Raw genomic sequence first — 19,946 nt, 5'->3', positions numbered from 1 at the left:
AACAGGATACCGTCCAAGCACCTGCTCGCAAGTCCTAACAACTTCTAACACGCCAAGCCGCATCCGCCCCGCCATGGTGGTGGCACTTCACGGTGGATATGGCGGGATATGGCGCTTCTTGACGATGTAATTGATGCCAGCGGCGGTATGGCCCGCTGGAATAGCTTGACCCGATTCACGCTCCACCTTTCCGTCGGCGGCTCGTTGTTCTCCAGCGCCGGACATGCCAGCGAATTCAAGGACGTGACGGCGGAGGGCTCGACCCGCGCCCAGTCGGTCCGCTTCACCGGCATCACCGGGGGTGAACACTCCGGCTGCTTTCAGCCCGACGCAATCACGATCGAGAGCCTCGAGGGTGAGGTCCTGCGCACGTGGGATAACCCGAGCCCTGCATTTCCCGAGACCGGCTCTCCTGGGCTCGCGGACGAACTGCACCTCGTCTTCTTCTGCGGCGTAGCGATCTGGAATTATCTGACCAACCCATTTCTGCTCGCCCATCCCGACGTCGTCACGGAGGAGCTTCCGCCGTGGCGCGAAAACGCTGACACGTGGCGGCGGCTGCGCGCGCAGTTCCCGCCGAACCTGATCACGCTTGCGCCCGAGCAGATCTTCTACTTCGACGAGAACGCCCTGCAACGGCGGACGGATCACGATCTGTTCGGAAACAAGGTCGCACATTATTCCTGGGCCCATGACAGCTTCGGCGGCATCGTCGTGCCGACATTGCGGCGTGTGCAGACGCTGCGGCCTGATGGAAGCGTGATCGCCAGGCCCGTGCTGATGGACGTCGAGATCTTCGACGCCGTGTTCGAATAGCGGTGGCGACGCGCGAGAGCGGGAACCGTTCACTGCTCTCAACGCCTAACAATACATAACGAGCTAACACGCGGCCTTGGGTGCAACATTGGGCTCACGAGCAACGAACAAGTGTTGTGCTCGAACGAGACCGAGGCCGGCGCACCTCCACCACGAGGGAATGCGTCATTGCAGCGAACGCACTCAAGGAGATCGTCATGAAGATTCTTATGGTTATCACCTCCCACGACCAGCTCGGCAACACCGGACGCAAGACCGGGTTCTGGCTCGAGGAGCTCGCCGCCCCCTACTACGTTTTCAAGGATTCCGGCGCGGAGATCACGCTGGCTTCGCCCAAGGGCGGTCGGCCGCCACTCGATCCCAAGAGCAACGAGCCCGAGTTCCGCACTGACCTGACGCTGCGCTTCGAGGCGGACGCTGCCGCTGAAGCCCAGCTCGACAAGACGGTGCGCCTCGACAGCGTCAAGCAGGAAGACTTCGACACGCTGTTCTATCCCGGCGGTCACGGCCCGATGTGGGACCTCGCCGAAGACAAGGACTCGGTCAAGCTGATCGAATCCTTCCTCGCCGCCGGCAAGACCATCGCGGTGGTGTGTCACTCGACCGGTGCGCTGCGCCACGTCAAGACCCCCGATGGCAAGCCTTTGGTCGAGGGCAAGGAAGTGACCGGCTTCACCAACGGCGAGGAAGATGACGTGGGCCTGACCAATGTCGTGCCGTTCCTCGTGGAGGACGAGATGTTGAAGCTCGGCGCGGTCTTCTCGAAAACGGCGAACTGGGGCGTACACGTCGTCAGCGCGGGCCAGCTCATCACGGGACAGAATCCGCACTCCTCCGGCCCGGCCGCGCAGACGCTGCTCGCCGCCCTGGCCAAGAAGGCGAAGTCGGCCGCGTAAGTCAGGCTCGCATCGGAGCGGTGCTCATCAATGAGCACCGCCCCGGCACTGACCGGACACATCGAGGACGATGACGAAAGCTTTACGCCGGAGCTTACGAATGTGATCCGGCGATCGGAAGCTGCTGCGCACAACAGCGATCAAGGTGGGAGCGTGCCGCTCAATCCCGTCAGAGCGGTTGCCGGCGCATGACGCGCCGGCACGTCTCGACGTGACACGCCCACATCGGAGCGATGACATGAATATTCCAGCCACCCTCGCCCTCGCAGCCGCCCTCGCCTGCACCACCGTGCAGGCCTCGGCACAGGATCTGCGGTCGAGCCGACGCTCGATCAGCTATCACACGATCGATATCGGGGGTCTCAATATCTTCTACCGCGAGGCCGGGTCCGCCGACGCGCCGACCGTGCTGCTGCTCCATGGTTTCCCATCCTCGTCGCGGATGTGGGAGCCTCTGCTGCCGCTGCTCGCCGACAAATATCACCTGATCGCGCCTGATTATCCCGGCTTCGGCAACAGCAGCGCGCCGCCACCGTCCGACTTCACCTACACTTTTGACAACATCGCCGGCGTGATGGGCGAGCTGACGAACAAGCTCGGCCTGACCAACTACGTGCTGTTCATGCAGGACTATGGCGGTCCGGTCGGCTTCCGCATGGCGCTGGCGCATCCCGAGCGCGTTCGCGCCATCATGATCCAGAATGCCGTTTCGCATGAACAAGGACTGAGCCCGCTCTGGGAAGCGCGTCGCAAATACTGGGCTGATCCGGCGCATGAGCTCGAGGCGCTCAAGGCCAACTTCACATCCTTGGCCGCGACGCGCCAGCGGCACCTCGGCTCCAGCCCGCACCCCGAGCGCTACGACCCCGATAGCTGGACCGACGAATACGCGTTCCTGACGCGTCCCGGCGCGGCCGAGATCCAGACTACGCTGTTCCTGGATTACCGGACCAACGTCGCCTCCTATCCGAAATGGCAGGCGTGGCTGCGCAAGACGCGGCCGCCGACGCTGGTGGTCTGGGGCAAATACGATCCCTCCTTCACCGTCGCCGGCGCGTCGGCCTATCGCGACGATGTGCCGGATGCGGCGGTCCACATTCTCGAAGCCGGCCATTTCGCGCTCGACGAGGCGACCGACGAGATCGCCACGCTGATCCGCGACTTCCTTGCGCGTCTGGACGGGCACAAGGGCTGACGGCGACTTGCACAATGCACCGACCACAGGAGGCACACATGCCCGACAACATCAACCACGAACGACGTCGTTTCGTCGGCAGGGCTGCGATGGCGCTCGCCGCGACCCAGCTTGCGCTGAGCACGACGGCTACGGCGAAGCCGGCGAAGTCCGCCACCATCGTCAAGCCCGGCGCCAACACCGCGTTCGCGTCCCTGAAACAGATCGACGCCGGCCTCCTCAATGTCGGCTATGCCGAGGCGGGTCTCGCGGATGGCCCGCCCGTGATCCTGCTGCATGGCTGGCCCTATGACATCTACGCCTTCGTCGATGTCGCACCGCTGCTCGCCGCGGCCGGCCGCCGCGTGATCGTGCCTTACCTGCGCGGCTACGGCAGCACGCGTTTCCTCTCCGACTCGACGATGCGGAACGGGCAGCCGGCGGCGATCGCGGCCGACATCGTCGCCCTGATGGACGCGCTCGGAATCGACAAGGCGACGATTGCCGGCTTCGACTGGGGTGCGCGCACCGCCAACATCATCGCTGCGCTCTGGCCAGAGCGGGTCAAGGCGATGGTCTCGGTGAGCGGCTACCTGATCGGGAGCCAGCAGGCCGGCAAGATGCCGCTGCCGCCGAAGGCCGAGCTGCAATGGTGGTACCAGTTCTATTTCGCGACCGAGCGCGGCCGCGAGGGCTACGACAAGTACCGCCACGACTTCTCGAAGCTGATCTGGCAGCTCGCTTCGCCCCAATGGCATTTCGACGATTCCACTTTCGACCGTAGCGCGAAGGCGTTCGACAATCCGGACCATGTGGCGATCGTAATCCACAATTATCGCTGGCGACTGGGCCTCGCCGAAGGCGAAGCGAAATACGCCGACGACGAGGCGAAATTGGCGCAGGCGCCCGTGATCGCAGTGCCTACGATCACCTTGGAGGGTGACGCCAACGGCGCGCCGCATCCGGAGCCGTCCGCATACGCGAAGAAATTCTCCGGGCGCTATTCGCACCGGACCATCAAGGGCGGTATCGGCCATAATCTGCCGCAAGAAGCGCCGAAGGCCTTTGCCGACGCGGTGCTGGACGTCATGGCCGAAGCCTAGGCGCCGGACCTGCCAACGGCACTTAACAACGCTTAACGGGCGATCGTCTGCGCACGGAGGTATCTCTATTGGGGCGACACCACCGATGCGAGAGGAAACGGCCGGATGATTCCGCTGCTGGCGAATGCGATCGAGGCCCATGGCGGGCTCGATCGATGGAATGCCCACGAGCGACTCACCGCCACGATCGTGACGGGCGGCGACCTCTGGATATTGAAGGGCGTCGATCAGGACCAGGCGCCGCGCACGATGCGGATCGAGCTGCGTCGTGAGCGGGCTTCCATGGAGCCGTTCGGCAAGCCCGGCCAGCGCACCGACTTCAGCCCGGAGCGGATCGCCATCGTGGCTGCGGACGGCCGCATCGTCGCGGAGCGCAACAATCCGCGCGCCGCCTTCGCGCGGCACGATATGCGCACGCATTGGGATCCGCTGCATCGCGCCTATTTCAACGGCTATGCGCTCTGGACTTACATGACTGCGCCGTTCCTGCTGGCGGCGGACGGGTTCGAGGTCCGGGAGATCGCGCCGTGGCGCGAGGGCGCGGAGGTCTGGCGCGGATTGCGGGCGACCTTCCCGGCCGTGATCGCAAGCCACAGCGCCGAGCAGGATTTCTATTTTGGCCCCGACATGCTCATCCGCCGGCATGATTACCGGGTCGAGATCGCCGGCAATTTTCCGGCAGCTCAGTACGTGTCCGATCCCGTCACCGTCGACGGATTCAAGCTCCCGACCCGCCGGCGCATCTATCTGCGCGGCGACGATCTGATGCCGCTGCGTGATGAGCTGATGGTGTCGATCGATCTCGCGAATTTCCGGTTCGACTGAGCCTTGTCAGGCAGATGCCTCGTCCAGCACGAGCCGCGCTGCCTTCAAATCCGCCGTCTCGAATCCTTCCGAGAACCGCGCATAGGTCGCGGCGAGATCGTCGAGCGGATTCTTGACGCCCTGCCGAAGCCGAAGCGCCGCAAGCGACATCTCCGTCCGCAATCGCCAGGACAGCGCGCCCTGCTGCTCCGCCAGCGCGAGCGATGCGGCGAAGCCCGCTTCGGCGGCACCGAGATCACCGGTCCGCGCCTCGAGGTCGCCGCGCCGGCGCAGGAGCTCGGGCATGTCAAAACCTCCGCCGCCCTGCTCGACGCGAGCGATCGTCTCCTGCAGGACCTGCAGCCCTTCCGTCAACCGTCCCAGCGCCGCCAGTCCTTGCGACAGATCCGCGGCGAACGCGGATGCGTAGAGCTCGTAGCGATCCGCATGCAGGCGCAGCAGCGCGCTCCGCAGCAGATCGACACCGCCGGCCAGCTCGCCGCGGGCGATCATGGTCTGCGCGCGAAAGCCGGTCGCGACGGCTTCGTACGGCGCGAGCCCGTGCAAATTCGCATGGGTCGCGAGGCGTCCCGTCATCGTCTCGACGGCGGCCCAGTCACCGACCCAGCCGAACACCGAGGATGACCAGCACAGCGCGATGCAATGCATCAGCACATCGCGCGGCGCGGCGGCGCCGACGAGCGGGCGGACGCAATCGAGTGCGCGGTCGGGAAAGCCGCGCAGCCACAGCACCCGCGCGAGCGGAATCTGCGGCGTGCGCGAATAGGCGAAATGCCCGGGCTCCGTCCCGCGCAGCGCGGCGTCGTCGCGCACGCCTTCGTCGAGATGGGCCTGCGCCTCGGCCTGGTCGCCGGCGAGATGATACGACACGCCGAGAAGCGCCTTGCTGCCTGCGATCCCCGCGGTATCGCCGATCTGGCGGGCGATGCGCTCGGCCTGGAGTGCGGTCGGCACGAGGTGCCTGTAGTCGCCCGTGCGGCGATAGAACATGTTCAGCCGCGACAGCAGCCTGAACGCATTGGCGTGATCGTCGAGCGCTTCCGCGATCTCCAGCCCGCGCACGAGTGCGGCCTCGGCCTGCTCGCTGTTGCGCTCCGTGAACATGAAGGCGTGGCCAAGCGTCGACTGCAGCTCGAGCTCCCATTTGCCGCCCTGGTTGGCATCGTCGAGCATCGCGAGCGCGCCGCCCGACCAGATGCGCGCCTCGTTCAGCAGGTTGAGCTCGACGAACAGCCTTGCGGCGCTGCCGGCGAGCGGCACGCGCAAGGCGGCACCGTCGTGGTTGGCAAAACTCCATTCCAACGCCGCACGGGCATCTGCGAGCAGGCTCGCGCGCGCCTGCAGGCGCGAAGCCGGGTCGCCGCCCTGCTCCGCCATGCCGGCTTCGAGCGTGCGCTGAACATAGGCCGTGTGACGGCGCGCGATCGCCGCCGCTTCGCCCGCGTCGACCAGCTTCTGCATGGCATAGGCGCGCGTGGCATCCAGCAGGCGATAGCGCCGCGATGCGCCATCGGGCTGCGCCGACACCAGCGACTTGGCCACGAGCTGCTCCAGCGCATCGACGACGCGATCGGCCGCGGCACCCTCATCCGCGGCGACTGCGATCGCCCCCTTGAGCGTGAAGGGGCCGGCGAAGATGGCGAGTCGCTGAAGCACTGTGCGTTCGCTCTCGCCGATCAGGCCAAAGCTCCAGTCGAGCGTCGCGCCGAGCGTCTGCTGCCGTGGCGGCGCCGTTCGCCGTCCGCGCCATTCGAGCTTGAGCCTGGAGTCGAGCAGCGCGGCCATCTCCCGCAATCCGTAGACGCCGACGCGCACGGCGGCGAGTTCGATCGCGAGCGCGATGCCGTCGAGCTTGCCGCAGATCTCGGCCAGGACCTCGGCATCCTCGTCCGTGATATCGCCGCGATGGCCTGCGGCCGCGGCACGATCGATGAACAGCTGCGCGGCCGGATAATCCAGCACTTCGCCGGCGCTGAGGCGCGCCCCTTGCGGCGGGCCGGCCAGCGGAACGAGCTCGAAGATCTGCTCGCCTTCCACCAGCAGCGACTCGCGGCTGGTGGCGAGAATGGCGATGCCCGGCGCCTCGCGATAGATGTTTTCGGCCAGACACGCGACCTCGTCGATGACGTGCTCGCAACTGTCGAGGATGAGAAGCTGCCGCCGTCCGCGCAGAAAATTGACGATGCTGCCTGAGGGATCATCATGATGAACGACGAGACCCAGAGCGGCGGCAACCGTGCTCGCGACCAGCGTGGCGTCCTTCAGTGGGCCGAATTCGAGGAAATGAACGTGCCCCTCGAACGCCTGCCACATGTCATGCGCGAGCGCGGTCGCAACCGTGGTCTTGCCGATGCCGCCCGGTCCTCGCAGCGTGACGAAGCGGTCGCTCAGCAGACGCGCCGACAACTCGGGCAGCACGTCGTCCCGACCGATCATCCGGTCCAGCCGGTGTGGCAAGGCTGCAGGCGGCGCCGTTCTTTCAGGTGCACGCGGCGCGAGTGCCGGAGCGGCGTTGCGCTCGCCACGTTGCACGGGCGCGACGAAGCAATAGCCGCGGCTCGGGACGTTGGTGATGTAGCGGGCCCCGTCCTTGCCGTCGCCAAGCACCTTGCGCAGCTCCGCGACATGGACGCGCAGGCTGATTTCCTCGACCGCGAGGCCGGACCACGCGTAGCTCAGAATCTCGTTCTTCGGCACCACTTCGCCGGCACGGCTGAGGAGCAGACGCAGAATGTCCATCGCGCGGCTGCCGAGCTTGACCGGCGCTCCGTCCCTCTCGAGCAACCGCGACCGCAGCGAAAACGGTCCGAACGAGACTGCGTCGAAATCAAGGCTCGCCCCGGCGCCATTGCCGGGCGAGCCATGTCCTGCCGGGGGTTCGGTCACTTCTGACTCATCTTGACGGCCATTTCATTCAAATGCGCGGCGACTATACCCGCCGTCGATGCGCGGTCCAGCAAGGCGCCGAGCCGGCCTCATACCGGCACATCGATCGCAGCGCGATGTTCTGCAATGTCCTCACACCGCACCGATCTGCGCAAATAATTGAAAAGCTGGACAAAATCAAACGTCCTGCGGCGGGCTGTCACACTTCATGTGCTCGCACAAAATCTAACACCTCCTAATCATCACTAACGGGCTTCTTGCCTGGCTCACGCCTATCCTCTGATCGTGGAAAGCACTGAGAGTTGGCTGATCGCTGCAAGCGGCGACGAGGCCAGGAGAGGACGAGCGATGTTCAATGACTTGCAAGCAGCGCATGCCTGGATCGAATTTCCCGCCAGCCGGTGTGATCGCGAGGCTTCGCACGGGATGCGTGCAATCGCGCAGGAAAGCGGATGGCGCAAGATCGATCGCGGCCTGGACGCGGACATCACGATTTCGCGATGGGAAGACTCGCGGGCCATCTCGTCGCACGAAGCGACGACGCCGGCGGACCGCTATTTCGTCGCCATCGCGCTGAAGACCGCTCGGGTAAAGCTGACGCGGGACCGTCAGATCATCTTCGACGGCACCATGCCCGCGGGCACGCTGTACGTCAGTGCGCCATCGAAGCTTCTCGGCGTGCAATTCCATTCGCCCTGCGCTTTCCTGCACTTCCACATCTCCACCGATCATTTTTCGGCGGCGCGGCCGGCGACCGAGGGCCTCAACGACCTCGTCCTGCTGCGCGACCCGCTCGCAGCCGAGCTCGCCAAGGCACTGACCGAGCATGGCGATACCGCGGACCAGCAATTCGCGCGCTGCATCGGCGAGACCCTTGCGATGCATCTGACCCGGCTCGAGCTGCCACGCTCAAAAGTCAATGCCTTGCCGAAATGGCGGCTACGGCGCGTCGAGCAATATATCGCCGATCACTTTGATCGCTGCATCAGTCTGTCTGAGCTCGCCAATGTCGCGGGCCTCTCGAGGATGCATTTCGCGGCACAGTTCCGCGCCGCGACCGGCTACCGTCCGCGCGAATATCTGCTCAATCATCGCGTCGAGCATGCGAAGACCTTGCTCACGACGACCGAGCGGCCGCTGGCGGAGATCGCGCTTGCCGTCGGCTTCAGCACCCAGGCGCATTTTTCGACCGTGTTCAAGCGCATCAGCGGCGAGTCACCGGCACGCTGGCGTCTGGCCAGCAGGGCTGTGCTGCCTGCTACGGAGGCGCTTCCGCGGCGGCGCCCTGCCGCGGACATGGACTGGATGGTCGGCGCAGCCGCGTAGTTCGTGCGGCGGCAGGCGAATTGGAATCGAGGTATCTGAAATCAAGGGACTTGGAATCAAGCGACTTGAGATCAAGGCACTTGGCATCACGCCATCTGCAGTTCGACCGGTTTGCGATTTCTTTGGCGTGAGTGCCCTGCCACTCACGCCGGCTCGAGCCCTTTTCCTCCCGGGCCTGCGAGCCACTCGGGGCCGTCCCTCCGCCCACACAGGACGGCCCCTTTTCTTTCTGCCTCTCGTGTCCTGGACGCGCTACGGCACGGGCACGAGAGCGCAGTATGACTCACACTCCCTCCACGTCGTCGTTGCGAGCGCATTTCGCGTAGACCGGATAGAGCGCAGCGTAGTCCGGCGCCTTCGCACTACGGCCGCAGCAATCCCGGCGACGCGCCTATACCGGATCGAACGCGCGGATCGGCGGCAGATTGCCGGTGAACTTCTCCACCTCGACCGTCGTGAGCTGGCCGGTGCAGCCCTGCGCGAAGGACGAGGTGCCGATGTCGCGGGTGAGCACGTTGGGATTGCCGTGAACGCAGAGCGGCGCTTCGTCCTCGGGGTCCATCGGGTCGTACCACGCGCCGGTCGGAAGCTGCACGACGCCGGCCGCGATGCCGTCGGTGACGTGGACGGCGGCGAGACAGGCGCCGCGCTCGTTGAACAGCCGGATGATGTCGCCGTCCTTGATTCCGCGTGCATCGGCATCGCGTGGATTCATGCGCGCCACCTCGCGGCCGCGATGCTTCGCGCCCAGCGAATGGCCGCCGAAGTCGAGCTGGCTGTGCAGGCGCGTCACCGGCTGGTTGGCGACGAGGAAGCACGGCGCGCCGGGTTTCGGCATGTCGGTCTTGTCGAGCCAGACCGGATGGCCGGGACAATCGGCATCGCCGTGCGCGGCGATCTTGGCTGAATAGATCTCGATGCGCCCGCTCGGCGTCGGCAGAGGATGTTTGGCCGGATCCTCGCGAAAGCTGCGCAGCCGGCCGCCGTCGTCGGGCTGTTGCGGCACGACCAGGCTGCCGCGCCGCCAGAATTCGTCGAAATCAGGCGCCTCGAGGCCACGAGCTTGAAGCGAGGCGCGAGTCGGCTCGTACAGATGTTCGAGCCACTGCCGCGACGTGCGCCCTTCGGTGAAAGGTTCGCGCGCACCCAGGCGCTCGGCGAGATCGGCAAAGATGTCGTAATCGTCACGCGCAAGGCCGAAGGGCTCGGCGATCTGGTGCATCGCGACCATCAGGGGATCGTTGGTCGAATAACCGATGTCCTCGCGCTCCAGCGTCATGGTCGAGGGCAGCACGATGTCCGCGTGCCGCGCCGTCGCGGTCCAGGCGAGCTCGTGCACGACGAACGTATCGAGCTGCGCAAAAGCCTTGCGCAAGCGGTTGATGTCCTGATGGTGATGGAAGGGATTGCCGCCGGCCCAGTAGACGAGGCGGATGTCCGGATAGGTACGCGTCTCGCCATTGTAGCGATAGGTCGTGCCGGGACTGAGCAGCATGTCGGCGATGCGCGCGACCGGAATGAAATCGCGCACGCCGTTGCGGCCCTGCCCCAGCGTCGGTCCCGGCACGTCGTTGACGCGGCGGCCATAATAGCCGATCGCGCCGAGCGAATAAGCATAACCGCCACCGGGCAGGCCGATCTGGCCGAGCGCTGCAGCGAGCACCATGCCCATCCACACCGGCTGCTCGCCATGCTCGGCGCGCTGGAGCGAATGCGAAACGGTGATCAGTGCACGCTTTCCGGCGGCGCGGCGCGCGAGCTCGCGTATCGCGTCCGCATCGACGCCGCAAATCGCGGCGGCCCATTCGGCATGCTTGGCCTGCCCGTCGCTCTCGCCATTGAGATAGCGCAGGAACACGGGCCAGCCTTCGGTGTAGCGATCGAGGAAGGCCTGGTCGTGCAGACCTTCGCTCACAAGTGTGTGGACGATGCCGAGCATCAGGGCGGTGTCGGTGCCGGGCAGGCACGTCATCCATTCGGCGCCGGCCTCGACGGGAAGATCGTCGCGCAGCGGGCTGACCAGGATGAACGCGCAGCCGCGCCGGCGCGCGGCTTCCATGGCGCCGCGCTCGACATGCTTGCTGATCGAGCCGCCGGCCACCATGGAGTTCTTCAGCGCCATGCCGCCGAACGCCAGCACGATGTCGGTGTTCTCGGCAATCTGCTCCCAGGTGACGTTGCGCTTGGTGATGTCCTCGTAGCCGGCAAGGATCTGCGGCAGCAGCACCGAGGATGCGCCCGAAGAGTAAGTGTTCACCGAGCGCACATAGCCGCCCATTGCGATGTTGAGGAAGCGATGCACCTGGCTCTGGGCGTGATGGAAGCGGCCCGCGCTCGACCAGCCGTAGGAGCCGCCGAACACGGCGCCCGGGCCGCGCGTATCGCGGATGCGGCCGAGTTCGTCGCCGAGCAGATCGAGCGCCTTCTCCCAACTGACGGAGACGAACTCATCGCGGCCGCGGCGATCGTCCGGGCCAGGTCCGCGCTCGAGCCAGCCGCGGCGGATCGCCGGCTGGGCGATGCGCGCCTGATGCCGCAGCGCGCCGGGGAAATTGCCGATGATGCCGTTCGGATCGGGGTCGCCCGCATAGGCCCTGACCTCGAGCCCGGCTTCGCTCTGACGCGCGGAAAACACGCCCCAATGCGAGGTGTGGGGCTTGAAGCCGTCAGACAGGTCGAGGCCGGGGTCGGGAAAGCCAATCGTATCGTCCATCGTCTGATCCTTGTTCCGGTACGGCACGGACCCAGCCGCTGCCGCGTCGATTCCGGTGGCAGTATACCGATCCGCATCATGATGTCGTCGGGATCAGGGCCGTCGGAAACGCCGGGCTCCCGCGCGCAAGTGCAGCTGGGTGACCGTCCGACCGCACGACAAGCGGCGATTCTTAAGCCAATTTATTCTTTATTTTCAATATCTTGTTGGACGACCTTCGAGACGCCCCGGTCGCGAAATCTCTTCAAACGACATCGACATGGAAATGTGCGATATGCCGCCCATCCCCACAGCAGCATCGGTTCATCATGATCCAGCGCGTCTTGCCCTACGAAGGACTCCTCCACGAAGTGGTCGAGCATAATGGCGTGCTCTACATCGGCGGGATCGTCCCCGAGGACACCAGCCTCGATATGTCGGGCCAGGCCAACGACGTCCTCGGGCAGCTGGCGCGCCTGTTGACGACGCTCGGCTCCGATCTCGCCAACGTCTTGCAGGTGACCATCTTCATGACCAACCTGAAGGAGAAGGCGGAGTTCAATGCGGCCTGGAAGGCGCACTTTGCGGAAGCTCACCTGCCGGCGCGCGCTGCGATCGGCGTGGCCGATCTCGGTCCAGGCGTCAAACTCGAGATGACGGCCATCGCGGCCCGGTAACCCCAGGCTCGAGGCGCTCACTTCCAGGCGATCGTGATCGCGCTGATGTTGGAGGCGAGCTCAAGTCCGGCCTTCGGGCCTTGCAGCACGATCGTCACGCCCTTTTCGTTGCGCAGATGGGCGCCGTTGACGCCGCCGACGAGTGCGAAGCCGCCGCCGACGGAGCTATAGGTGCCGACGAAGTCGCCGACATCGCGGATGCCTGATGCCCGGCCATCAAATCTGCCGACGGTCGCACCGGCCGTGATGCCGACGCTCAAGCCGGAGACCTTGAAGGGATAATTCCGACCGCGGTAGTTCAGCACGCCACTGCCGGTGCCGCCTCCGACCAGCAGGCCAGCCTTGACGAACCTCACCTGGACATGGCCGCTCGCTTGCGCGAACGACGGCGTGGCCGGCATCGCGAGCAGGAGGAGCGCGAGCGCGGCAAGGCCGATTGCGGTCGCGCGCCGCATGCGTTCCGGTTTATGGCTTCGCGGCATCGACCTTCTTCCAGGTCTGGTCGGGATCGAACAGCGTGGTGCGCTCGGCGATGACAGCCGTGCGGTTGCCGAGATCCTTCTGGTAGACGGTGCCGGCATGATTGACGAGAAACGTCATCACGCCGGAATTGCCGTATTCGGCGGGCCAAGCGATCAGTCCGAAGCCCCCGATCATCTTGCCCTTGACGACGTAGTTGAGCGCGCCACCGGCCGCGTCGGAACCCTGGCCTTTCAGTATTCGGAAGTAGTAGCCGTGATAAGGCGCGGGTGCCTCGCCTGTGCCTTGCTTGTAGCCTTCGGCCGAGGCCTCCGCGACCAGCGCGCCGAGCGGGCTCGGATCACTGTCGTCACGCCAGAACAGGCCGTCCTTCTTGCCGGGCGTGGAAAGGAAGCGTTGCGCGTAGACACCAGCGCCCTCGCCGCGATCCGTGTCGGCGTATTCATTCTGGGCATCGACATAGGCAAGCGCGGTCTGGATCGCGTCGAGCTCGTTGCGGCCGATGCGGCGGCGAAGCACCTCGATCCGCCCCTCGTCGGTGTCGAACGCCCAGCCTGTCTTGGTGTTGAGCAGCGGAATCGGAAACGGGAAATCGTCCGGCCCCAGTATCAAGGTCGCGGTCTTGTTGCCCTCCGCCTTGATGCCGTGCTTGGCGTCGTACATCGACGTGAAGCGCTGACGGATGTCGTTGTCGGCGACCTCGTCACCGGACGAGACGATATCCTCGGCGGCCCTGCCGAGCACCTTCAAAATGTCGCCCGGCCCGCTTTTGACTGCGGCCGCGAGCGCGGCGGCCGCATCCTCCGGTGTCTTGTAGGATTGCTGCGCCTGTGCCGCCGAGCCAAGCATGGCGAGCGCCACCACGCCCGGCAGGATCGCGCGATGGAGCGATTTCAGGCCGATCATGGCGTCACCTCCGCAGGGATCTTCGCGCCGTCGGCGAGCCAATCGCGGTAGGTGCGGAATGTCAGGCCAAGCTTGTCATAATAGACGCGCAGATAACCATCGCTGCCGCGCGTCACGGCGTCAGGCATCACCTTCTCCACCTCCTGCGCCATCACGCCGACATAGGCCTTGTCGCTGCCGATGTAGCTGAAGCGATAATAGCCGAGGCCGTTAGAGAGATGGCCGAGCAGGACGATGTCATGCTTCAGCGCGATGTCGGAGCGCCGCCCACCGCCGCCACCGCCGCGGCCTCCTCCTCCGCCTCCACCACCACGGAAGCCACCACCACCACCACCACCATGCATGGCCATTCCGCCACCGCCGCCGCGCCCGGCAAAGCTTCCGCCGCCACCGCCGCGCGGCATGCTCGCCATGCTGGAGCGTCCGCGCGCCGATGCTGCGGCCGCCGCCCGGCCCGACGAGACGTTCATCGCACCGCCGCGATTGCCGCCACCGCCTCGATTGGCGGCAGCGCCGCCGCCGGCTCGATTCGCAGCCTTTGCACGATCGCCGCCGCCCTTACCCACATTCTTGCCTGCATTCTTGGCGCGATCTCCACCACCCTTGGCACGATCTCCCGCGCCAGCACGATCGCCGCCGCCGGGCCGGTCGCCGCGATTGCCGGCACGATCACCGCGATCACCAGCACGATCTCCTGCACGGTCACCCGGACCGCCACGATCACCGGCACGGTCGCCGGCGCGATCTCCAGCCCGGTCTCCCGCACCTTGGCTCGGGCGCAGCACCTGGTTGCCGTCCCGGCCGCGGAAATCCATCCGGTCCGACGCGCCCGCCCTCACATTGTTGTTGCCGAAACGCTGCTGGACGTTGGTGTTGTTATAGCGCACGCCGCCGCGATGCGCCGGATTGTGCTGCCAGCCGTTGGCGATGTTGGTGGTGCGATGATTGACGTAGACGTTGCGGTTGCCCCAGTTGCAGCCGCCGCCCCAGTAACTGCCCCAGCGCCCGATCGCCCAGGCCGTGCCAAAGGCAATGCCGGCCGCAACCACGCCGGCGCCGATATAGGACGGATATCCCCAGTAATACGGCGGATACTCCGCATAGGGCCAGGTGCCGTAGACCGTCGCCGGATCGTAATAGGGCACGTACATCTCGGCGGGATCGGCCTGCTGGATGACGACAACCTGCTTGCCTTCCTGGCTCTGAACGCTGACCTTCTGCTGTTTGGTCGTGACCAGCTTCTTGTTGTCATAGGCCTTGTTGCGCAGGCGCTGGATCGCGTCCATCACGTCGGGCTGCTGGGCGAGAAAGGCATCGCCGAGTTTCTGGGTCCATTCGAGCTTGTCGCTCATCATCGACAACACATCGGGGGTGCTGGCGAGCGCCTTGACGCTGTCGTCCCAGGCCTGCTTGTCGACCTCGGCCTTCAGCGCCTCGCCCTTCAGCGTCTTGCGCTCCTTCAGCCAGCGATCGGCCTGCACCACTTCCAGCGGATAGGTCGATGCCGCCAGGACATTGGCCAGCAGCTCGTCGGGATAGAGCGCGATCGGCGCCACCAGCGCCTCGAGCTGCTCGGGTTTCAGGAGTTCGGCGCTCGGCGGAGGCGGACTTGCGGGCTGTGCCTGCGTGCTCGGCGCCGCCGGCTTGTCAGCCGTCTGCGCGGTTGCGGTGATCGGCATCGTCAGCATCAACGCAAGCGCCATCAGGATCTTGCCGCAGCGAAACATGCCATCCTCCATCGAACTTTCCGGCCACCAAGATCGGGCCGCGGCATGGGCGTTTATTGATCAAGATCAACGAAGGCCTGCTTGGCCGCCTTGTTGAGGCGCGAGAGCAATGCCGCGCCGCCGGATCGCTAAACGTCTGCGCTAGTGGATGATCGGGAGCCTGATCGTGAACAGCGCGCCGCCCGACGGCTGGTTCTCGGCGGCTATGGTGCCGTGATGGGCCTCGACGATGGTCTTGACGATTGCGAGCCCCATACCCATGCCCTGAGGCTTGGTCGTGAAGAATGGATTGAAGATGTTCGCGAGGTCGCCGACCGCAATGCCCGAACCGGTGTCGGCGATCCGGATCTCGGCGTGGCCCCCGGCGCGCCCGGTCGATACGCCGACCTCGCGCTTCTTCATGTCCGCGTCGGAGACCGCATCCAACGCATTGATGATCAGGTTGAGAACGACCTGCTGCAGCTGCACGGGGTCGCCCTTGACGTGCAGCTCCGCAGCGGCTGGCGCGTAAGCCAGCGTGATCCGGCGCCCGTCGGCGAGCGCCGTCACCAGGCCGATTGCTTCCCGTACCGTGTCGTTCAGTTCGGTGTCCTTGATTTCAAACGGCCGCTTCCTCAGGACGCTTCGAAGCCTGCGGATGACCTCGGACGCCCGCTGATCGTCGCGCCTGATGTCGGCCAGAATCTGGCGGATCTCGTTGATGTCGGGTGAAGTGGCTTTGAGCATAAGCTCCGCCGTCTCGGCATTGGTCAGAATGGAGCCGAGCGGCTGGTTCAGCTCGTGGGCAATCGACGTCGTCAACTCGCCGACGGCCGAGTACCGATTGGCGTGGGCGAGTTCGGTCAGGCGTTGTCGCGACTCGATCTCGGCCAACTGGCGGCGATGGCGCTCGCTCAGAAGTCCGCCGATGAAGCCGGCCTGTATCAAAATCACGGCCGCGATCAGCAGCATCTGCCAATGATAGCGATCCCAGAGGGCCGGCTCACGAAACAGGATTTCGCTGCCCGGCGGCAGACTGCTCTCGCCGATCCCCCAGCGCTGCAACTCCCGCCAATCATATTTCGGCGGCCCGAATCCGATCGGCTCGTATTTGATGCGGGCCGGCTTCTCGCCGCCGAGGATCCGGATCGCGGCACTGACGGTCTTCGAACTGGTTTCGGCGATGGAGTGCATGGGCCCGCCGACGCTGGCGTCGCCGAAGAAAGGTTCCTGATACGAGAAGATCGGCGCGTTCGCGACAGCATGCAGCCTGTGCAGGGCGATATCGCCCTCGTGGACAATGCCGCCGGCATCGACCAACATCAGCCCCCAGAACAGCGCGGAATGAGGCGGAAGCACCGATGCGCGCTTCAGGATCTCCTCAAACGGCAGGTCGGAGTACCAGACGAGGTCGAGCCGGCCTTCCAGCGGTTTCAACTCCCGCTTCACCTCGTCGATCCAGAATTTCTCGAGGGGCGAGGCACCGACCACAACGGCGACCGTTTTGATATCGGGCAAGAGCTTGAGAATGTTCTCGAAGGCCGCCACGAAATCATTGCGGACGGACACGACCACGTCATTGTCGGTGAGGTCCAGGCGGTTCACCAGCCGTTGTTCGACCACGGTCAGCACCGTCGGCGTTTCCGGGAAGAGCTTCGCACGGTATCTCTGCACGAACCGCGCCGCAGGTGCGCCGATGCTCAGCACGATATCGGGCGGCCTGCCCTGGTAGAGCGAACCGAGATAATCGACGAAAGGCGCTTCGGGGCCTGGACTGTTGAAACGGGCGGTGAGCAGCGTGTGCTCCTGGACGTCGAGCGGCCAGGGCGATTGCCGCTCGAGCTCGGCCTTGATGCTCCGCGCATATTCACTCCAGGGGCGAAACTCGCGGCCGAAGGAATGCAGGATCAGCACGCGCTTTGGCTCGCTGCGCGCAGCCGAGCCGGGCTCAGCGGCTCGCGCGGGCCCAGACAGCATGCACGCGGCGAGCAACAGGCCTAGACCCAACAGCGTGGTCGCAACCAGCCACTGCTTGACCGACGCCCTGATCATGCGCCCGCTCCCCTCCGCCTCGGCCGCGCTCCGGCGCCTCCGGACCACAATTCTAGCGAGAACTGGGCCGCTTCGACAGTGCCGAGGACGCAGTCAAGCTGCACGCAGGACGGTCCATTCGCGAAACAATCCGACCTGGGACCTCAGTGCCCGCTCAGCACCAGCGTCTTGATCGGCAGCAGCAGCGCCTGGATGCGCAGCAGCAGCGCATGCACCAGCCCGACGCCGTCGACGACATGCAAGACAATGGCCCGGCCGGTGCTGGTCTCCTTCGCCGAGATCTCCTCGTGATTGCTGGTGTAGGCGTTGACGATGCAGCTGCTGCCCGGCGTCACGCCGTCAAGGCCGCCTTTGTAGAGCGGCTCCATGAATGCCAGGATCGTACCGGGCCGCACGACATTCTGCGCCTCAACGAGTAGCTCTCCGCTGCGGAACTGTCCGGCCGCGATGTAGTCTTGCACATTGGTGATGACCATCGGAATGATAACCCACGGCCTCGATATGCAGGTTGCTTCCGCCACCATGCCGACCTGCAAGACCTGAGCCTCGATCTGGCCAAAGCCCGCCTGCAGACTCTGCCGGCCGGCGCCCGCCGGAACCAGCACACCCGCCGGCCGCAACAGCTGATTGACCACGTCGCCGGCGCGGACCAGGAATTGCTCCACACGCCCGTCAACGCCGGCGCGGACAAAAGTCTTGTCCAGATCCACCTGCGCCTCGGCTAGCGTCGCTTCGGCGCTGGCCTTTTCGGCCGGCAAGAGCGTTGAAACGCGCAAGGCTGCCGACTGCCTCGAAGCCGTGGCGGAGTCGACCCCAGCCTGCCGCTGATCGACGAGCACCTGCAGCTTTTCGATGTCGCGCTGCGGCACGATGCCGGGATTGCGACGCTGCAACTCGGATTTGACGTCCAGTTCATCCTTGGCCTGCTGAAGGTTGGCCTTGGCTTCCTGGATCTGCGCTTCGGCCTTGACCACGTCGGATTCCGCGCTCGTCAGCGACGCATCGACTTCAGCGATCTTGCGTTTGGCGGTTTCCAGAGCCGCGCGTTGCTTCGAACTATCCAGCGTGAACAGTACGTCGCCCTTCTTCACCGCCTGGCTGTAGCCGACATTGACTTCCGCGACCCGGCCGGAGCCCTCGGGCAGGATCGGCACCGTACGGTAATACAGCGTCGCCGAGGTCGTTGACGGGTGAAAGTAGAAGATCATGGTGATGAGCGACACCGTGAGCATCAGGCAGCCGGTGATGCCCCATCGCAGCTCGTACCAGATGGAAAAGAACGTGATCTCCTTGCCGAAGCGCTTGCCCTGCGCATAGCGGCGGTAGAGATAGTCGGGCAGGATGGTCAGAAGGGAGCAGAACATGAGCTCAAACATGGCTGCGCTCCTTCTCCTTGGGGACTGACTTCTCTGCCGGTGGGGGGCTCGGTTGCTCGGGTTCGCGCCCGTCGCCCGGAGCGGCGTCAGCGATCCTCTCGACGGAGCCGGCAATGCTGCGCAGCGGCGTGCCGAAATCGGGCAGGTCGATCATCGCGAGCAGCAGGCCGGCCACCCAGAAAATGTGCAAGTGCGTAAAGAGCGAGATGATGCCCAGCACCGCCACGATCTCGAATTGCAGCTTCTGCGACTTGTGCGCCATGCGCTCAGGCAGGCTGTGCAGCTTCCAATAGAGCGTGCCCACCCAGAGCACGGTGCCGATCAGGAAGATCCCCATCACCACCATCAGCGGGTCCACCCCGCTTCCCGGCGCGAGATAGAACGGCAGATGATGCGGGGCCATCGGATGAAGTTGCTCGCTCAACGTTCTCTCCTCGACAGGCGCGTTTCCACTTGAATGCGTCGAATGCAGTGTCGGTATCGGGTGGCGCAATTGCTTGATTTGGATCAACGGGCCTGGAACGGCCCCACCTAGCCTCGCCTGAAAGTTGACGTGCAACAACAGGAGCCGCCTGCCATGCCCGGCATCGATGATCTCATCCCCAGTGCCACGCAGATCCGCAAGGAAGCAGCCCTCAAGGAGGCAGCGAAGGCCGACGAATATGCGCGCCTTGCCGCCGCCGCCGAAGCCGAGAAACACGCCCTCATTGAACGCCTCAGCAAGCCTTCTGGCAAGACCGAGGACGAGAAGATCAAGCTCGCCTCGACGATCATCCAGCGTGCGGTGCGGAACGGCTTGACCGAGGTTCAGGTCTATCGCTTCCCCAACACGCTGTGCACCGACAAGGGCCGCGCTATCAATCAGATGGAAGCGGGCTGGGAGAACACCCTGACCGGAATTCCGAAGGAAATCTTCCAGCTCTGGAGCGATTACCTGAAACCGCGCGGCTATCGCATCGCGTATCAGATCATCGATTTTCCAGGCGGTGTTCCCGGCGACATCGGCGTGACCATTTCCTGGGGTGATTGAG

Annotated in this window: 16 protein-coding genes; 8 read left to right on the top strand and 8 right to left on the bottom strand. The window is 65.0% G+C overall.

All coding sequences use genetic code 11. The features are described from left to right. Nucleotides 1-108 precede the first annotated feature (108 nt). From AB7531_RS11895 to AB7531_RS11875, 5 genes are all read left to right on the top strand, one after another. Complete coding sequence (locus tag AB7531_RS11895; protein WP_063981875.1) at nucleotides 109-816, top strand: hypothetical protein; 708 nt, start codon at nucleotides 109-111, stop codon at nucleotides 814-816. A 197-nt stretch (nucleotides 817-1,013) separates the two neighbouring features. After that, a complete protein-coding gene (locus AB7531_RS11890) occupies nucleotides 1,014-1,712 on the top strand; it encodes a type 1 glutamine amidotransferase domain-containing protein (protein WP_063981874.1) in 699 nt (232 codons plus the stop codon). Between the two features lie 238 nt (nucleotides 1,713-1,950). Beyond that, entirely contained in the window at nucleotides 1,951-2,907 is a 957-nt protein-coding gene (locus tag AB7531_RS11885) for an alpha/beta fold hydrolase (protein WP_063981873.1), read from the top strand. A 38-nt stretch (nucleotides 2,908-2,945) separates the two neighbouring features. Continuing rightward, nucleotides 2,946-3,989, top strand: coding sequence for an alpha/beta fold hydrolase (locus tag AB7531_RS11880; protein ID WP_063981872.1), 1,044 nt, complete (start codon nucleotides 2,946-2,948; stop codon nucleotides 3,987-3,989). Nucleotides 3,990-4,094: 105 nt separating this feature from the next. Then, nucleotides 4,095-4,814, top strand: a complete 720-nt coding sequence (locus tag AB7531_RS11875; RefSeq protein ID WP_063981871.1) for a hypothetical protein — start codon at nucleotides 4,095-4,097, stop codon at nucleotides 4,812-4,814. A 6-nt stretch (nucleotides 4,815-4,820) separates the two neighbouring features. On the opposite strand, the gene AB7531_RS11870 is transcribed toward AB7531_RS11875, so the two are convergent. Then, nucleotides 4,821-7,700 carry an ATP-binding protein gene (locus AB7531_RS11870; protein ID WP_063981870.1) on the bottom strand — a complete coding sequence of 960 codons (2,880 nt, stop codon included), beginning with the start codon at nucleotides 7,698-7,700 and terminating at the stop codon, nucleotides 4,821-4,823. A 348-nt stretch (nucleotides 7,701-8,048) separates the two neighbouring features. Between AB7531_RS11870 and AB7531_RS11865 the strand changes: the two genes are divergently transcribed. Beyond that, nucleotides 8,049-9,026 carry an AraC family transcriptional regulator gene (locus AB7531_RS11865; RefSeq protein WP_063981869.1) on the top strand — a complete coding sequence of 326 codons (978 nt, stop codon included), beginning with the start codon at nucleotides 8,049-8,051 and terminating at the stop codon, nucleotides 9,024-9,026. Nucleotides 9,027-9,417: 391 nt separating this feature from the next. Here the strand turns inward: AB7531_RS11865 and AB7531_RS11860 are convergent, their stop codons facing one another. Continuing rightward, nucleotides 9,418-11,739, bottom strand: a complete 2,322-nt coding sequence (locus AB7531_RS11860; RefSeq protein ID WP_063986190.1) for a molybdopterin guanine dinucleotide-containing S/N-oxide reductase — start codon at nucleotides 11,737-11,739, stop codon at nucleotides 9,418-9,420. 308 nt (nucleotides 11,740-12,047) lie between these two features. Between AB7531_RS11860 and AB7531_RS11855 the strand changes: the two genes are divergently transcribed. Continuing rightward, a complete protein-coding gene (locus AB7531_RS11855; protein ID WP_038958155.1) occupies nucleotides 12,048-12,395 on the top strand; it encodes a RidA family protein in 348 nt (115 codons plus the stop codon). Between the two features lie 17 nt (nucleotides 12,396-12,412). On the opposite strand, the gene AB7531_RS11850 is transcribed toward AB7531_RS11855, so the two are convergent. The 6 genes from AB7531_RS11850 to AB7531_RS11825 all read right to left on the bottom strand — a co-directional run bounded on the left by AB7531_RS11850 (nucleotide 12,413) and on the right by AB7531_RS11825 (nucleotide 19,318). Further along, on the bottom strand, nucleotides 12,413-12,877 hold the full coding sequence (locus AB7531_RS11850) for a hypothetical protein (protein ID WP_063981868.1): 465 nt from the start codon (nucleotides 12,875-12,877) through the stop codon (nucleotides 12,413-12,415). After that, nucleotides 12,861-13,781, bottom strand: a complete 921-nt coding sequence (locus AB7531_RS11845; RefSeq protein WP_063981867.1) for a DUF2950 domain-containing protein — start codon at nucleotides 13,779-13,781, stop codon at nucleotides 12,861-12,863. The genes AB7531_RS11850 and AB7531_RS11845 overlap by 17 nt, the downstream gene beginning before the upstream one ends. After that, nucleotides 13,778-15,508 carry a DUF3300 domain-containing protein gene (locus tag AB7531_RS11840; RefSeq protein WP_063986189.1) on the bottom strand — a complete coding sequence of 577 codons (1,731 nt, stop codon included), beginning with the start codon at nucleotides 15,506-15,508 and terminating at the stop codon, nucleotides 13,778-13,780. The genes AB7531_RS11845 and AB7531_RS11840 overlap by 4 nt, the downstream gene beginning before the upstream one ends. Nucleotides 15,509-15,649: 141 nt before the next feature. Then, nucleotides 15,650-17,539 (bottom strand): sensor histidine kinase, encoded by a 1,890-nt coding sequence (locus AB7531_RS11835; protein WP_085402453.1) that lies wholly within the window; start codon nucleotides 17,537-17,539, stop codon nucleotides 15,650-15,652. Between the two features lie 143 nt (nucleotides 17,540-17,682). Beyond that, nucleotides 17,683-18,915, bottom strand: coding sequence for an HlyD family secretion protein (locus AB7531_RS11830; RefSeq protein WP_063981865.1), 1,233 nt, complete (start codon nucleotides 18,913-18,915; stop codon nucleotides 17,683-17,685). Next, nucleotides 18,908-19,318 (bottom strand): hypothetical protein, encoded by a 411-nt coding sequence (locus AB7531_RS11825; RefSeq protein WP_063981864.1) that lies wholly within the window; start codon nucleotides 19,316-19,318, stop codon nucleotides 18,908-18,910. The genes AB7531_RS11830 and AB7531_RS11825 overlap by 8 nt, the downstream gene beginning before the upstream one ends. A 174-nt stretch (nucleotides 19,319-19,492) precedes the next feature. Here AB7531_RS11825 and AB7531_RS11820 point away from each other — a divergent pair, with 174 nt between their 5' ends. After that, nucleotides 19,493-19,945: a hypothetical protein gene (locus AB7531_RS11820; protein WP_028149181.1), complete on the top strand. Its 453-nt coding sequence runs from the start codon at nucleotides 19,493-19,495 to the stop codon at nucleotides 19,943-19,945. Nucleotide 19,946 lies beyond the last annotated feature (1 nt).

This window comes from Bradyrhizobium sp. 63_E2_N1_3, assembly GCF_052076005.1.
Taxonomy (GTDB): Bacteria; Pseudomonadota; Alphaproteobacteria; order Rhizobiales; family Xanthobacteraceae; genus Bradyrhizobium; species Bradyrhizobium barranii.
This window is presented reverse-complemented; position numbering and strand designations above follow the sequence as displayed.